Here is a 17263-nt window from a genome sequence, read left to right as displayed (position 1 = left end):
TCCTTGGAATTTTTTAGGCTATTTTGTCATATCTCTTGCACTCAAAGAATGCGCTTATTTATAGTTAAAGAACCTTAAATAAGCGCCTTTCGCGATGAAACAGGAGAAACCAGATATGCTTACTCATGACAAATTAAGATATTCTATTCTATGCACAATATTATTATGCATAGCACTTACTTTTTTTACATTGGTATGCCAAGAAGCCAGCGATCAACCACCTGCAGCTGATTCAGACATTCTTGCGCAAGAGATTAATCCTGAAAATCAGCCAGCAAGTCAGGCAATAAATCTAGAAACCGAATCACCTGCTTTACAAACAACTGAACCTGCAGCACCCCTCTTACAAGAAACTTCTTCTCAACAAGAAATTCAAGTTCCTCAAGCAGAAAAAAATTCAGCCGATTCCTCTGAAAAAAAAGAATCAAAAGCAGATACGCCTCAAGCGTTGTTTACTGCAATGAATGGAACTCGTTTTAAACACGTAAGCATTGCACGCGGAGGCACAAATCCCCTGATTGTCGGCATCAACGAGCAAGGTGCTGTTCAGTATGATGGCACAACATGGAAGCCTCTTGATAAGAAAGACTTACAGGTCATTGAAATTGCTGGAGATGGCACCATTTGGGGAATCGATACAAAAAAACAGGTCTGGCGAAAAGACGAAAAAAAATGGACTTTATTCACGGGATCACAACTTGATCACCTCGTTTTGGGAAACAAAAATGATGTGTGGGGATTACTCAAAACAACGGTCTACCGTAAAACTGATCCAACTGGTACAACGCCCGCTTGGCGCCCTTTCCCTGGACAAGCATTGCATATTGCTGCTGGTGGAGACGGCTCTGTCTGGGTGATTGGCGGACAGGATGCAACGCTTTACAAACTCTACCGTCCTGCAGCTCGGTGGGAAGTGATTATCAAGCCAGGAGATGCTGCTCTAGGAGCTCCTCAACTCATACGCTGTGCCGACCAGTTCAATATCGCCTTTTTAGACTTTCAAGGAAAAATATGGAAATTGATTCCCGGTAAATTGGGAAAAGCTGGCACCGATTGGCAACTGGTCAGTGAACAAGAATTTACCACATTTTCAATTGGTAGCGATGGAACAATTATTGGAGTAACAGCCAATGGAGAGTTATTCAGACGCGAAGCATCTGATCATGATAAAAAAATACTTGAACAAGCTCGCGGACAAGAAATACAAGCAACTGACGTTGTTAATATTATTTCTGCATGGGACGGTCGACAAGTATGGACACAAGGCTCAAGCCCCTATGACCCTGCAGGAACGAATGCTCCACCAAATAACCATCTTGAACTTTTGGTTGGCCCAACAACCGATCCGCGCCAATTTTCTGGCGGCTTTTTTACACTGACACGGGGCAACGATGAAAAAACTCAACAACGAGAGTTTATTAATTTCGATGATGAGGTAGAAATTTTTTCGCTCTTTGCAGCACCCGGCATGCCAAAAAAATCGGGTCTTTTAGGAAAAGAATGGAAGTGGTGGGTTCACAACCCGCATATACAGCTTGGTAAAAACTGGTGTGACCTTGCAGTTTCACTCATTAAGTATCCAGGAACCCAAACCGGAGCTCAAAAGTTTAAAATTATCAGCCCCTATGGCATGAGCGGACCGGTCCGAAGAAACGATATTGTTGAACTGGTATCATCTGCACCAGGCGCGCGCAATCGTAAACTATTTGTTCGGACTCAGAATAAAGCGGGAACGCTGAGCTATGAGCTTGCAGTACCTGCCACAACAACAATTGATCAAGAAGGAATTGTCAAAGAAATTTTTGGATCTGGTGAAACAAGTGGAGCTCAACGCTTTATCATTAAATCGATTGTCGCCAATAAAGTTCCATCAGCCGCTCATGCTGCTTATCAACAAATTATTGGCAAACCAATTGAACCAACAGGAAAACAAGAAACTAAAAACCGAACAATGCTTAAAGCTAAAGTTGGTGACGGAATTGGAATTATCAGTAAAATTACCAACCTTACCGCTTACCCCTTGGAAACACCAACCGGGGTTATTAAGCAAGGAGTGGGCAAGTTTTTAGGATCAACGGGCGTAGAAGCTTTAATTGATAAAACAGTTGCCCGAGTTATAGCTCCAGGACTTTTAGGAGCCACCCTTGAAAAAGGATTTTGGCTTTCTGGTACAGCGCTTGAAACAGTTACGAGTAACTTTGAAAGCGGAACTTTTGTAAAGCTCAAAAAACTCTGGAGTAAGGGTATTGCATGGATTAATGAGTCATTACAGACACCAGGAAGCGCAACAGTTATGTTCTTTGCTCGAGCAACTGATGAAGGAAATATTCAAGTCTGTTTTGGTGATACCATCAGCACACAAGATATTTTTCGCGTAGTAATTGGTGGCTGGAAAAATAGCAAAGCTGCAATTGTGGTGGACAACAACATTATTGCTGAAGTTAAGGCCGAAGTTAACCCTTTTGCCAAAGCACAGCCTGGGCAATTACTTCCCTACTGGATAAGCATGCATAATAATTTTGTTATGGTTGGAGCCGGAACTCCTGGAACAAATATTATTCTTGCAAGCTCTGTTAACTTGACTAAACAACCAAGCAGAATAGGCTTTAGCTCGCACAATCAACCGGTTGACTACACTGAAATTATTATTGGAAGTCCCTTTGTTCTACAATCAGGTGGCAACAACTATCGTCAAAAAACTGAATCACTAACGATTCCAGCAGACCAAGGAAATATTACCTGGAGCCAAACACCACTTCGTGTCTTTAATACCGGTACCGTAACTTTTCAAACAAAAGCTCCTCACTCAGTCACCATGGTTCTTGATAACAATCAACAAGAGCAATACAAAATTGAATTTGGGGCAAATAATAATAAATCTGCCTATATTTCTAAAAATGGGCAAACGGTTTTTTCAGTAAATCTCGACATGCTTTCTTTTGCTAAACTTTCTGCAAATAAGCCAACAAATTTTTGGGTGAGTATTGATGATGGTCGGATTATTGTTGGACAAGGAAACATCGGCACCAATATTTTTATGCTGTGGGAAGATATTGCACCTATTCGCGATGTTTCACGGATCGGTTTTGTCGGCACCACCTTCCAGCAAGAAATTACTGCACTTGCTCAAGCTCCAGTTGTGAGCTTGCAGGAACTCAAGCCAAAGTTTGAGTACACAAGAACCATCCGACCCGTAAAGCAATTCAAAGGACCGATGGTCTTAATTAGACCATTTGAGTATCAACTGATTCAGGATGGCCCCAGTGTTGTTTTTAAAGACATGAATGATGATGAAAGCCTTCTGGTTCCTGTTCTTGCAACGCCAATGCAAAATGGTCGCTACCCATTTACTATTACGATAACTGCTAATGGCAAGCCAGAAATTAAAGGGGCATCTCCTACCGATGCTCCTGCAAAACTTATATTTGAACTTGCAGCACAAGCGCTCTCAATGGTTGGAGACCAAGCAATGGCCTATGCACAGTCAACAGGTTTTGCAGCAAAAGCATCGAATGCTATTGGCGCCATTCCTATGATAGGACAAGCGAGTGTGGTTATTAAAAACATTGCTTTTGTTGCAGCTTCTGCGGCAATGGTAACCGCTGGAATTGCTGCAAAAACTGCCGCTGCTAGTTTAAAAGCAACCATAAAATACGGAGCTCGATCTCATACGAGTTATGTTAAAACAGAAGAAGTTGAAGCTGAAGTAACAGGCAAGGGAGAAATTCCACGGCAAGCAATCCGGAACGAAGCTGCAGTTGGGCAAATGCTGCTTGATGCTCAAGAACTTAAGCCATCGGTTAAACAAGATTTTGAGCAATTAATTGCCTTATACCAACAAATTATTCGACGTATTAATCACCCATATGTTCTTAAAAAAATCACAACAAAAACATCACTTTCGAGCGGTATGTCGCTTTTGATGGGCGCTTATAAAGTGTACTCATCGGAGCTTCAAATGCAATTTCTCAACCTGCTTATTTCTGCTATCACCAATTCTTACTTAAAAACTATGCCCGATCTTCAACAATGGTCCATAACGATGAGCGAACTTCTTAAAGAGCGCCTTCTTAAAGCTGGAGATCAACCTATCGAGCTACCAGCGCTCTACGGAGAATATATATGGCTTCCTTTTGAATTTGCAAAACAAGACCAAGGTGGTATCTCATTTGAAGTTAAAGCATCAAATGATGTCTTTATCTGTTTTGCACAGGATCAGTTCAAAGCTCGTAGTATCAATAATCAGGTTTATGAGATTTTGCTTGGAGGCTGGAATAACAACCGCCATGAAATTCATACTCAAAACCTTGGGCGTCCTGCTGCCGCACTCAATAAAGAACAGAATGCCCAAGTAATGCTTTCTCCTGTTAAATTTAATAAATACTGGATTACCCTGAATAATGGAAACATTAAAATTGGACAAAATGATCCAGAAAAAAATGTTTTTTTAGAATGGAACGATCCATTCCCATCAACCGGAATGCACCTCATTGGGATCAGCTCATGGGATACCCCTATCACCTTTAAAAATGCAAAACTACTGACCGATCAAGGAACTGTTGCACAAGAAACAGCCCAAGAACAACAGGAAAAAGCAAAAGCCCAAACACTCAAAGAGGGAACTACGTACAAAGAAGATATGATCGATTGGCAAAAAGAGATGAAATATAGACCAATGTTAATAGCACCACGACGAAAGATTTAAAGGAGTTGTAATGATAAAATCATCGAATGTTTTGAAAATTTCTTACTTACTAGTGCTCATAAGCACTTTATCACTTGCTTGCCATGGAGCTCAAGCGGTCCCCAGTATGCAAGCACTCATTGCTCAAGCAACAGAACAAGATGGTGCACCAAGTCAACCCAACAAGGAACCCACATCTCAACCTGTTGGCAGCGGACAAGTAATTACCGCAGTGCCACGTGGTTATAAAGCTCATTCAGCAACACTACAGTATGTGTCGACTGTGCGCGGCGGAGACAATGCACTCATAGCAGGTGTCACCAAAGAAGGCAAAGCTCTGTTATTTAAAGGCAAACAATGGGATCCACTTGGAAATAAAAGTGACTTTCAAAGTTGTGAAATTTCTGGTGATGGAACTATTTGGGGACTTGATAAAAATGGCGGCGTCTGGCGCTTTGAAAAAAATAATTGGATACAATTTCCAGGAGTTAAAGCACAGCAAATTTCGGTCGGAACAAAAGATGAAGTGTATATTGTGACCATGAACAATCAAATTTTACGCCGAGCTGATGCTGCAAATCCACCAAAAAATAAGGCTCAAGAAGAGCTTGCGCTCTGGCGAGCACTGCCAGACTCTGCTGCTTATGTTGCAGCCGGAGGAGATGGAAGCGTTTGGAAAATTGATGCACGCGATCTTGCTCTCTATCGATTTTTTCGCGGCGATAAAAAATGGATTAGAGTAATTAAACCGGCAGAAGTTGGACTTGGTAACCCAAAAAGCATCGTTGTTATGGATAAGTTCAATATCTTGTTTGTTGATTATCAAGGACGCATCTGGAAACGAGTAACCGGTGCTCAAGGAACTAAAGCTGATGATTGGCAACTTTTAAGTGATTTTAAAACAGCTCAAGCAAGCATCGGGTACGAGGGAACCATTGTGAGTACCGACGAAAAAGGAACCGTTCTTGAGCGAATTCCTCTTACACAAGAAATCAGAAAGCTTGATGAAGCACGTGGAACAAAAGTTATCGCAAATCAAATTACGCGCCTCACATCAAAGTGGGATGGTCGCCGAGTTTGGACGCACGGCTCAAGCGCTCGCGATCCTCAAGACGCAAATCCTATTCCCAATAATCATAGCGAAATTCTTGTTGGAAGCGATAATCCAACAAAAGATCCTCGCCCTGAACAAGCCTGCTTTTTTATGTTTACAAAAAAAGATAATCCTAATGACCGAACAGAACTTACATTTGGAAGCACAGTTGAAATTTGGTCTCTTTACGCAGCCCTTGGTGTTAAAACCAAAGCAGGAGGTCTTGGAAAATCATGGAAGTGGTGGGTTCCAGCAAATCACTATGATCCAAAAATTGTTGGCTGGAATGATATTGTTGTTTCACTGGTTGCCAATCCGAACACTCAAAACGGATCTCAAGTTTTTAGACTTTCAAGCCCATATGGACTGACCGGTGCAATTCGTAGTAATGACGTTGTAGAAATTGAAAGTTTAGCTCCGGTATCGCAAGGCAGAAAAGTTTGTGTTAACTTTTCAAGCAGATGGAAGCAGGGATATTTCTCACTCACCGTTCCGCAAAAAAATTCCGTTGACCCGTTATCTTCACAACAGTGGTTCGGCTCTAAAGATCGCGGCGGTACGCAAATTTTTTCAATTGAAACAATAACTGATGAATCAGCGCTACCGACTACAGCTAAACAAGCATATCGCTCAATTGCGGGAACAGCACCGGCTACACAAGCATCTGCTGGAAGCAAATTACGCGCAAGCCGCGTGACTGCAGGTCTTGGTATTTTGGATGAAGTTGTAAACAAATCTGAATATGCAATTCAAACATCTATTGGAAACATTGCAGCCTATGATGCAAAGCAGCACGTAAGCTATGAATTATCCAATCCATTCTCTATTGCCGGTTATGCTCGTGAACGAGAAATTTTGAACTTTGATTCAAGTAAAATGCTTATGCTCAGAGCTCTATGGAGTCAAGGTGTTGCATGGATTGCTGAGTCATTACAGAATCCAGGAAACACAACCGTTACCTTTCTTGCTCGAGCATCTGATGACGGAAATATTCAGGTTATTTTTGGCGATCGCATTAATGTCAATTATATGTTCCGCGTCATTATTGGAGCTGATGGAAACTCGAAATCTCTTGTAAAAATGGGAGACAAAATTCTTGCAGAAGCAAAGGGAAATATTAACAACATGGCAAAGGCACAACCTGGACGATTTATTCCTTACTGGGTCAGCTTGAATAACAACTTTTTAACAGCAGGTATTGGGGCTCCTGGTGATAACGTCTTCTTATCAGCATATATACCACTTAAAGAACAGCCAAACCGTGTTGGTTTTAGCTCCGATGCTGAACGCATCGAATATACTGAAATTCAATTTGGAGAACCTCTTGTTTCTCAAACAGACACAACAAAATATCCTGTCCCTCAGAAAACAATCTCCTTGAGTGGCAAGCAAGGCTCTCTACAAATGAGCGATTATATACTCCGTGTTCCAAACGAGGGAACATTACAATTTAATGCAAAAGCACAAAATGATCTTACAACTGTTTTCCAAAACGAAAAAGGTGATGGATACAGGATTGTTATTGGTGGTGATAGCAATACTACTGCAAAAGTTTTCAAAAATAATGATCTCGCTTTATCGGTGAATATTGAAACAATGCCTTTTGGAAAACTTGAAACAACAAAGAATAATTCGATATGGGTAAGCATTGACGGTGGCCTTATTATGGCTGGCCAAGGAAAACTTGGTGAAAATATTTTCTTAGTCTGGGAAGATAACAATCCAATTGATAATGTCGCTAAAATTGGCTGGGTGATAGCCGACCATCCACAAACTATTTCCAATGTATTAGTCGCCTCATCAGTCGGTCTTGGCGCACAAAAACAAAAATTTTCATATAAAAAACCAATACAGCGATTTAAATATAAAGGATCGGTCTTTATCATTAAACAGTATACTTATGAACTTGTTCAAGATGGTCCACGCGTTACCTTAACCGTATTTGGTGATCGAGCTAAAACAACAGGAACTCCTTATGCTATTGCGAAAACACCAATGCGCCAGGCAAAATATCCACTCAGGCTTGATATTGATCCAACCGGTGTTCCATTAGTTTATCAAACCGCTTTTCCAACTGAACCTCCTGCGAAGATTGCTCTTGAAATTGCGGCAGAAGTTGCAGATGCAACCGGTGATGCAAGCATAAGCGCTGCCGCTTCAATTAGTGGTGGAGCTGATGCAGTGAGCAGCATGGTTGCACTTGGACTTAAGACAGCAATGGCTGGTGCAGGTGTTGCCGCAAAAGCAGGTGCTGCTGGAACAAAAGGAATGCTTAAACATACATACAGATCGCATGATAGTTATGTATTTACCGAAAATGTTCAAGCTGATACATCGGCTGATGCCTCTGTTCCACCAGAAGCTGAACGTAATGCAGAACTTATTAACATGATGATGATGAAAATGGCCAAGCTGAATGCTACCTATGCACCTCAATTTGAAGAACTTGTAACAAACTATGAAGAAATTATACGTCGCGCCAACCATCCATATGTTGTTTCAGATTCTGCAACTAAACTGAGTATTTTTGATGGCATTTCACGCATGTGCACCGTTTACAAAACACAGCAAGACTATCGACTTCAAGACCTATTTATGAACATGTTGATTCACGCACTTTCAAATACCTACCTGATTAATCCTGAAAATAAGCAGGATCAAGCGGCACGTGATACGTGGTACAAAACCATTCTTGAAATTTCAACCGATGTCTTTAAATTTGCAAAGAAAGATACAGCTATTAATCTTCAACCACTCTTCGGTGAATACGTCTGGTTCCCTGCACCACTTCCACTCGAAGATGATGGCATGGTTATTTTTGAAGCTAATGCGCTAGGCGATGTATTTGTTGGCTTTGCTCAAGAACCATTTAGAGTTCGTAATACCGATAACAAGCTTTACGAAGTAACCCTTGGAGGCTGGGAAAATACACGACACGTTATTCGCATCAAAAGCCTTGGTAAATCTGCAAAAACATTAACAAAAGAAGAAAACCCAGATTCAATGTTCAGACAAAATAAATTTGAAGCCTATTGGGTATCACTCAAGAATGGACTTGTCCGTATTGGCAAAGGAGCTCCTGGAAAAAATATGATCATGGAATGGCAAGATCCATTCCCATGGAAGGGAATAAAGTATGTTGGCTTCAGTAACTGGGATATCCCAATTACCCTGCGTAATGTTCAGGTAGGACGAATGAGTGGCAAGCCAGCAGCACAGGCTGCGGCTCCAACAGCTACTACTCCAGAGGACGCTGCAACACAAGAACAACAAGCTGGGCAATCACAACCTGCTCAAGAGGCTCCTGATACTACTGCGTCAGAAGCTCCTGTAACACAACCGGTCGGAGAACAAACACCTGAAGCAGCTGCTGCCAACCAACCAACTCCTGCATAAAAATCCTCGTATTTTCTTTAAGGGGCCTGTAATTAATCTCTACAGGCCCCTTATTTATGTGATTAAAAGATGATCTTTTATGAGCAAAATCCGAGCAGAAACCCTTAATATCCGATGCTTTTTTTAGCTTTTATGCTATTCTTAATTAAGAATATTCCATTACTTTCAAACCGTTTTTTCTTGATATTTGGCGAAAGAAAACTCATGAAGCTTACACTTATCATATTATTGCTTGTTATTATCACGTGTACATTGATCTACCGATTTTTTATCGCAAAACAAGATGCTCCTCAGACTCAAGCAATTTTGCTTACCTTTCTTGGAGCTCCAGGATCTGGTAAAGGAACGATTGCACAACAATGCGTTGATAAACTAGGGATGCAGGTACTTTCAACCGGAAACTTATGTCGCCAAGCAATTGCTCGAGGCGATGAATTAATTAAAGGACTCCTTAAAGAAGGCAAGCTTATTCCTGATGAAATGATTTCTGATATGGTAAAGGTATGGCTTAAAGAAAATGCCGGACAAGGAAAAACAATTGTTCTTGATGGATATCCACGAACCGCTCGACAAGCAGAGCTGCTAACCAGCCTTTTAAAAAGTAACTTTCCCGAACTCACATTACACGTAATTTCAATTACCATTTCTGATGATGCAATTATTCAACGCATTAGCAACCGACTCATGTGTGAAAATAAAACATGCCAAACGGTTTATTCACGCACAACACTTGAAGATGTAACAAGGTGCCAAAAATGCGGTAGTGCTTTGATTCAACGCGAAGATGATCAGGAAGTAATTGTTCGCCAGCGCCTTGAAGTCTATGCACAAAATAATCAACCGCTTGTTGATTTCTATCATAACGCTCGCATGCCTTTTCATAATTTAGATGTTGAAAATAAAAGCATGAACGAGGTTTTTGATAACTTTAAAGCGTTATATCATAACCTTAAATAAAAGCTTTAATCTGACCAAAATAACAAAATCCTTCTGAATAAGCAGAAAGAATTTTTAGAATAAGAAGATGCTCAAAAAAGCGCTTCTATTTCTCGCTTCAACTCGCTTTTTCAAAGGATTTTGTTATGAAAAAAATCGCATCACTATTTCACGCTTTTCTTCTATTCGCATTGATTTGTACTCTATGCACATCATCAATGGTCGCCCGTAACTGGATCTTTTTTGCTCCCTACGATAAACCAACAGCTCAACTTATTGAATTTATTGCTCAAGCAAAAAAATCTATTCACGCCGCTGTGTATATGATTACCGACAAAGATATTGCTCAAGCACTGATTAATGCTCAAAAGCGAGGAGTTGATGTTCGCATTATTACGGACCAAATTAGTTTAGGAAAATATGGCAAAGCCGATATGCTTGTTGAAAATGGCATACCGGTTTATGTTCTTGATGTTCACACACCTCAAACACGAGAGCCTAAAAAACAAAGCTTACGATTAAAAACTAAAATTGTTTCTACAAAATGGTCGACTGATGAAAAATGGTTTTCAAATGATCCGCTCATGCATCACAAATTTATGATTATTGATAAAGTTATGGTTTGGACCGGGTCATTTAATTGGACAGGTGCGGCCAACAAAAAAAATCATGAAAATGTTATTGCGAGCAGTGATCGAGAAATCTGTAAGCAATTTGATCAACATTTTTCCCGCATGATGACCGATAACTCATGCAAGCCCTATTACCCTGATCGAATCTCAATACACATGCCTACGTCACTTGCTGGAAAAGTTCTTGCTGCGATTAATCAAATGAGTGAAGAAGGATTACTGGCATCTGAACTTATTGAGATTATTAATAAGCATCAAGCTTGTACACTCAGTGTGCAACAGTAATAGAAAAGTCCAATAAAAAACCCCACTCACCTGGTAAAAGTGAGTGGGGTTTTTGTAAGATCTCAAATATTTAAACGTCTAGGTTTCTGACAAAGTGAGCATGCTTTTCGATGTACTGACGTCGATCTTCAACATCGTCACCCATTAATGAAGTAAACCATTGATCCGCTTTAATAGCATCATCAACCGTTACTTGCATAAACGTTCTGCGCGCAGGATCCATGGTTGTTTCCCATAACTGCTCAGCATTCATTTCACCAAGACCTTTGTAACGCTGAATAGTCATGAATGACTTACCCGTTACAACAATATGGTTGCACAATGCAAATACACCCGTGCTGGTAGTTTTTTCTTCTTTTCCATTCAGGACAAATTCCCATGTAGAGTCTTCCAAAAACTTAACGGGTACAAGTGCTTGTATGGTTTTTTCAACTTCACCTGAAGAGAAGAAATTCATTGGAACATCCCAACTCTTTTTAAGTTCTCTAAAAGTAATACTCGTATAAGGACGAACTTGCCCCTCAAGCAAAACTTCATTCTTGTCAGGCTTTTGTTGAGTATAGGAAATTGAGTACTGAGGAAAGGCTTTTTGAAGACTTTCAAGCAGCTGTTCGTGTGAGAACTGTTCCGAGCCCCAACCAATTTTATGCATAAATAAAACTAATTCATGAGCATGTGATAATGCTACTTCAAACTGATGTGATACTTTTTCAAGTACCTTTTCATAAGCAAGCAATCCATCAAGGATAGATCTCCACTGTGCATCATCCTGTAACGCTCCTGCAACAGAAAGATGTGCATGCGTTGCAGCCCAGTTAAATAAAAAGCGTTTGAATTCAGAGTCATCTTTGAGATATTGCTCAGACTTACCAACCTTAGCTTTATAAAGTGGTGGTTGCGCAATATACAAATAACCTTTTTCAATCAACGGTGACATGTATCGGAAGAAGAAGGTCAGCAATAAAATGCGAATATGCGAACCGTCAACGTCTGCGTCGGTCATGATAACAATTTTATGATAACGCGTTTTTTCGATATTAAAATCGGCATTACCAATGCCAGAACCGATAGCAGTGATTAAATCTTTTATTTCATTATTAGAAAGGATTCGGTCAAGACGCGTTTTTTCAACGTTCAAAATTTTACCACGTAATGGAAGAACCGCTTGAGTGAATCGATCACGACCTTGCTTAGCGGTACCGCCTGCAGAATCTCCCTCTACAATGTAAAGCTCGGATTTTACAGGGTCGGTCTCTGAACAGTCAGAAAGCTTACCGGGCAATACCATGCTTTCAAGAGCCGATTTACGACGCGTTAATTCGCGCGCTTTTTTTGCAGCAGTACGAGCTTGTTGAGCCAAAATTGCTTTTTGCAGAATCTTCTTGGCAATACCAGGCTTCTCTTCAAAATAAGTATCAAGGAATGAATAGACCCAAGAGTCAACCAAACCCTTAACTTCGCTGTTGCCCAAACGTCCCTTGGTTTGTCCTTCAAATTGAGGTTCTGGAACCTTAATGCTAATAACGCACGTCAAACCTTCACGTGTATCTTCACTGGAAAGAGATTCATCTTTGAGCATGTTATATTTTTGAGCATAACGATTGCATACTTTAGTAAGCGCAGACTTGAAACCAATTTCATGCGTTCCACCATCAATCGTACGAATGTTATTCACAAAGCTAAATACTTGCTCATTGTAGCTTTCATTATATTGAAGCGCACAATCAAGCATGTAGGTGCCATCATCTTTATGAAGTTCAATAATTTCTGTAAAGATAGGGTTCTTTTTTGCATTCACGTGTTCAACAAATGAAGCAATTCCACCAGGGTAGAAATAATTTTGCTGATCACCGCTACGCTCATCAACGATGTCAATACGCAAGCCAGAATTCAAAAAGGCCAATTCACGCATACGTGAAGAAAGCGTATCAAAAACCAATTCCACCGTTTCAAAAATGGTACCATCTGGGTAAAAACGTACAAATGTACCGCGTTTATCGGTTGTACCAATTTCAGCCAAAGGAGCTAATGGATTTCCACACTGATAAAATTGCTGATAGACTTTTCCATCGCGGCAAATACGTACTTCAAGATCTTTTGACAAAGCGTTTACAACCGACACACCCACGCCGTGCAAACCACCAGAGTATTTGTAACTATCTTTTTCAAATTTACCGCCAGCATGAAGCTTGGTTAAAACAACCTGTGCTGCAGACATGTTTTCAGTTGGGTGCATGTCAACAGGAATACCTCGACCATTATCCTCAACGGAGCATGATCCATCTTTATGTAGCAGTACGGTGATGTGATTACAAAAACCGGCAAGAGCCTCGTCAACGGAGTTGTCAACAACCTCATACACCAAGTGATGTAATCCGGCGATATTTGTTGACCCAATATACATAGCTGGGCGTTTGCGAACCGCTTCTAATCCTTCAAGTACTTTAATAGAACTTGCTTGATAAGAGGACGTCGCCCCAGTTTCTTTCTTTTTTTCTTCTGCCATCATATCCCGATCCTACAATAATGCTGCCAGACGACAAACAAAAACATAATTTACAACAAAGATACTTTAAAATTTGGAAAACTTTAGTGTAGCATATCAGAAACGAGTACGCTGCGGGTAGTTTACCTTAGAGAAAATCTGCACAATGCAGTATAGCAAAGCTCCTGACTTACATCAAAAATTCAATATAAGAAAATATGAATAAAACAAAAAAAAGTTTTTTTATGACAAAAGCACTCAAACAGGCCGCCCTTGCACTCAAATATAATGAAGTTCCGATCGGAGCCGTTGTTGTTGATGCAGATGGGGTTGTAATTGGACGAGGTTATAACAAAATTGAGACAAATAAAAGCCAACTTGGTCATGCCGAAGTTCGTGCTATCGCCCAAGCCTGTCGCAAGATCGACAGCTGGAGATTGATTGGTTGCGTGATCTATGTTACTCTTGAGCCTTGTTTAATGTGCCTAGGGCTTATCAAACTGAGCCGAATTAAGGGTGTAGTGTACGGTGCAAAGTCTCATTTATTTGGCGCATTTACATGCGATAGTGAAAATCTATCGTTTTACACGAAAGGCCTGTCTATTGAGGGTGGTGTTAAAGAACAAGAAAGCGTTGATCTTTTACAAGCATTTTTTAAACAAGTCAGAAAAATGAGAAGGGTAAAACCGTGAAGCAGAGAGTTGAAGTACTCACAAAAATCAAACAAGGACTGCTAACTCGAAAAGCTGAAATGACCGATCAGCTTACGCAGCACTCACATGAAAAAGTATCAGATGGGCAAGTTCAAGATAGCGGCGATGAAGCACTATCTCTTTCAATGGAAAAACTCCAAAATTCACTCCAAAAGAATGAAATTGATGAAATTCGCTTAATTGATGATGCACTCATTCGCCTTGATCGCGGAGAGTATGGACTATGTGTTGATTGTTCTGAGCCTATTTCTGACCGCCGACTTGAGAACTTTCCTTACGCCGCACGATGCATAGTTTGTCAAGAAGCTTTTGAGCAATAAAAAAAAGCCTCTCAACAGATTTAAAATTTTAGTTTAGACTTACAGAACTTGGCAATAGTAGGCCGGTGTAGCTCAGTGGTAGAGCAACTGATTCGTAATCAGTAGGTCGTCGGTTCAATTCCGCTCACCGGCTCCAGAGCCATAATAAATAGAATTATGATGAGGGTAGTTGCCCTTTTCAAGGCCCAAAAAACAGTATCTTTTGTATTAATTGATGCAAAAAGACCTTTTTTAAGACCTTTTTTTGACAAAAATCCTCATGTTCTGTAGGATTTTTGGTGAACATGTGGCATAACGTCAGTCGAGCTTTACGAATAAAACGAATTTTCAGGTTAGATAATCTATGAAAACACAAGCAAGTGCACTTAACCTCCACGGTGTTGGCCGCCGTAAAAAAGCTGTCGCCCGCGTCTGGGTTAAATCAGGATCAGGTAGCGTTGTTGTCAATGGCGAGAAGTACTCAGAGTACTTTGATACCGACTTCAACCGACATAAAGTCGTTCTTCCTCTCAAAATTTTGGGCTTGGAAAAAAACTTCGATATCACAGTAAATGTTAATGGTGGAGGCCTTGCTGGACAAGCCGATGCAATTAAACTTGGCATCTCTCGTGCATTGCTTCTTGGCGATGAAACAATCAAACCAACTCTTCGTCAAAACGGACTTCTTACTGTTGATGATCGCATCAAAGAACGTAAAAAATACGGTCAAAAAGGCGCTCGTCGCAAATTCCAATTCGTAAAACGATAAAATTCTTCTGGGCAGGCTTAAATGCCTGCCTTTTATTTTTAAAAAAAAGAGACTTTCATGTGCGGAATTGTTGCATATGTGGGTGGGAAACAATGCAAAGACTTTATTCTTGAAGGTCTTTCTCGACTTGAATATCGTGGTTACGATTCTGCTGGATTCATGTGCATCGATGCCAAAACACGTCGGCTTTCATGCGCTAAAGAAGCTGGTGGTGTTTCTCAACTCAAACGACTTGCTGAAAAAATTACCTTTAATGGATTTGTCGGAGTTGGTCACACGCGATGGGCTACGCACGGCGTTGTCAACGAAATAAATGCCCACCCTCACTTTAATTGTGAAAAAAATATAGGCGTTGTTCATAACGGTATTGTTGAACGTTACGACAGCATTAAAGAAAAACTTATTGCTTCTGGGCACCACTTTGAATCAACCACTGATACAGAAGTTGTTGCTCATTATTTCAGTGAATTAGTACGAACTCATAAAGATCTTAAAATTGTTATCCAGAAACTTGCACAAGAATTACACGGAGCATTTTCGTTTATTTTTGTTCTTGAAGAGTATCCAGATCAACTAGTTTTGATGAGAAGACGCTCACCGCTTGCAATAGGTATTGGTGATGGCGAAACGTTTGTTGCTTCAGATTTCTTAGCATTTTCAGATAAAACAGATTCTGTTGTGTTTATGCCTGACGAAAGTTTTGCTTTTGTCTCAAAAGATTTACTCCAAATTTTTGATTTCAATGGCAACTCAATTCCTGTTATTACGCAACACATCGATGCTAAATACAAAGAGATGAGTAAGCAAAACTTTGAACATTACATGCTCAAAGAAATTTATGAACAAAAGCGCGCAATTACCAGAACAATCTCGTTCTGTAAAGTTATTGGCAGCAGTGATAACGCGCCACGAACTCTTTCGGATCAATTTTCTGATAGAGAATACAATGATTGCATCTGGCGCCAGATTGGTCTTGCAAAGCATCACATTAAATCGCTTCGCTATCTTAACCTTGTTGCAGCAGGCACATCATGGCATGCGGCACGTATTGCTCAGTTCTTTTTTGAAACTATTTGCAAAATTCCAACTCGTGTTTATTTGGCATCCGAATTTCGTTACATGCCATTTTTTGCAGAAGATAACAGTATATTTGTCATGATTACACAATCAGGCGAAACGGCGGATACACTTGAAGCATTACGATTGGTTAACTCCTTTAATGTTCCAACAATTGCGCTGACCAATGTAGCATCGAGCACGATTGTGCGAGAAGCAACGGGCTTTATCCCTATGCAGGCAGGACCTGAAATTTCAGTTGCTTCAACTAAGGCTTTTTCAACCCAAGTTGCAACACTGTATTGGCTTGCTCATAAAATTGGGCTGGAACGGGGAACAATCACACTCCAAGAGATGCACCAAGCTGAAGAAGACCTCTTTGTTTGTGCCGAAGTTCTTGAGTCTGCAATTGATACCTATAAGCTTCAAATTACTCAAGAGCTTGCTCCAAAATATGCTCAGTACAATCGCTTCATCTTTTTGGGCAGACATATCAGCTACCCATTTGCAATGGAAGCAGCGCTTAAGCTTAAAGAAATTTCATACATCTTTTCGCAGTGCTATCCCGCAGGTGAACTCAAGCATGGACCGATTGCTTTGATTGATAATCAAACACCAACGGTTTTATTTTCAGTACTTGATGAATTAATCTACGGTAAAATCATCTCAAATGCTCAAGAAATTAAATCCCGAAACGGACATTTAATTATCTTTGCATTTGAAGGTCAAGATGAGCTTATTAAGCTTGCAGATTATGCATTTATTGTACCGCGAGTTACACCGCTCCTTGGACCGCTATCGATGACTGGGCTTATGCAATTCTTCATTTACCAAATTACGCGACAGCTTGATCGACCAATCGATAAGCCTCGAAATTTGGCTAAATCAGTAACCGTTGAATAATTTTAAAAAAGG

9 protein-coding genes and 1 tRNA gene are annotated in these 17263 nt (G+C 40.4%); 9 read left to right on the top strand and 1 reads right to left on the bottom strand.

Annotation, left to right across the window (positions count from 1 at the left end):
• The first annotated feature begins 115 nt into the window (after positions 1-115).
• The 4 genes from JST56_05555 to JST56_05540 all read left to right on the top strand — a co-directional run bounded on the left by JST56_05555 (position 116) and on the right by JST56_05540 (position 11026).
• The gene (locus JST56_05555) at positions 116-4705 is read left to right on the top strand and encodes a hypothetical protein (protein ID MBS1988428.1); all 4590 of its coding nucleotides are present in this window, start codon (positions 116-118) and stop codon (positions 4703-4705) included.
• Positions 4706-4715: 10 nt separating this feature from the next.
• Positions 4716-9173: a hypothetical protein gene (locus tag JST56_05550; GenBank protein ID MBS1988427.1), complete on the top strand. Its 4458-nt coding sequence runs from the start codon at positions 4716-4718 to the stop codon at positions 9171-9173.
• A 204-nt stretch (positions 9174-9377) separates the two neighbouring features.
• Positions 9378-10130, top strand: coding sequence for a nucleoside monophosphate kinase (locus tag JST56_05545; GenBank protein MBS1988426.1), 753 nt, complete (start codon positions 9378-9380; stop codon positions 10128-10130).
• A gap of 125 nt (positions 10131-10255) precedes the next feature.
• Positions 10256-11026: a DUF1669 domain-containing protein gene (locus tag JST56_05540; protein MBS1988425.1), complete on the top strand. Its 771-nt coding sequence runs from the start codon at positions 10256-10258 to the stop codon at positions 11024-11026.
• Positions 11027-11096: 70 nt separating this feature from the next.
• Here the strand turns inward: JST56_05540 and gyrB are convergent, their stop codons facing one another.
• A complete protein-coding gene (gyrB, locus tag JST56_05535) occupies positions 11097-13532 on the bottom strand; it encodes a DNA topoisomerase (ATP-hydrolyzing) subunit B (GenBank protein ID MBS1988424.1) in 2436 nt (811 codons plus the stop codon).
• Between the two features lie 197 nt (positions 13533-13729).
• Between gyrB and JST56_05530 the strand changes: the two genes are divergently transcribed.
• From JST56_05530 to glmS, 5 genes are all read left to right on the top strand, one after another.
• Positions 13730-14203 carry a nucleoside deaminase gene (locus tag JST56_05530; GenBank protein MBS1988423.1) on the top strand — a complete coding sequence of 158 codons (474 nt, stop codon included), beginning with the start codon at positions 13730-13732 and terminating at the stop codon, positions 14201-14203.
• Positions 14200-14544 carry a TraR/DksA family transcriptional regulator gene (locus JST56_05525; protein MBS1988422.1) on the top strand — a complete coding sequence of 115 codons (345 nt, stop codon included), beginning with the start codon at positions 14200-14202 and terminating at the stop codon, positions 14542-14544. Before JST56_05530 ends, JST56_05525 begins: the two co-directional genes overlap by 4 nt.
• Before the next feature lie 61 nt (positions 14545-14605).
• A tRNA-Thr gene (locus JST56_05520) sits at positions 14606-14680 on the top strand.
• A 207-nt stretch (positions 14681-14887) separates the two neighbouring features.
• Complete coding sequence (gene rpsI, locus JST56_05515; protein MBS1988421.1) at positions 14888-15292, top strand: 30S ribosomal protein S9; 405 nt, start codon at positions 14888-14890, stop codon at positions 15290-15292.
• A 57-nt stretch (positions 15293-15349) separates the two neighbouring features.
• Complete coding sequence (glmS, locus tag JST56_05510; GenBank protein MBS1988420.1) at positions 15350-17251, top strand: glutamine--fructose-6-phosphate transaminase (isomerizing); 1902 nt, start codon at positions 15350-15352, stop codon at positions 17249-17251.
• The last annotated feature ends 12 nt before the right edge of the window (positions 17252-17263 follow it).

This window comes from Candidatus Dependentiae bacterium (assembly GCA_018266175.1).
Taxonomy (GTDB): Bacteria; Babelota; Babeliae; order Babelales; family RVW-14; genus JAFEAY01.
Note: the sequence above shows the minus strand (reverse complement) of the source record. Positions and strands in the feature narration are given on the sequence as shown.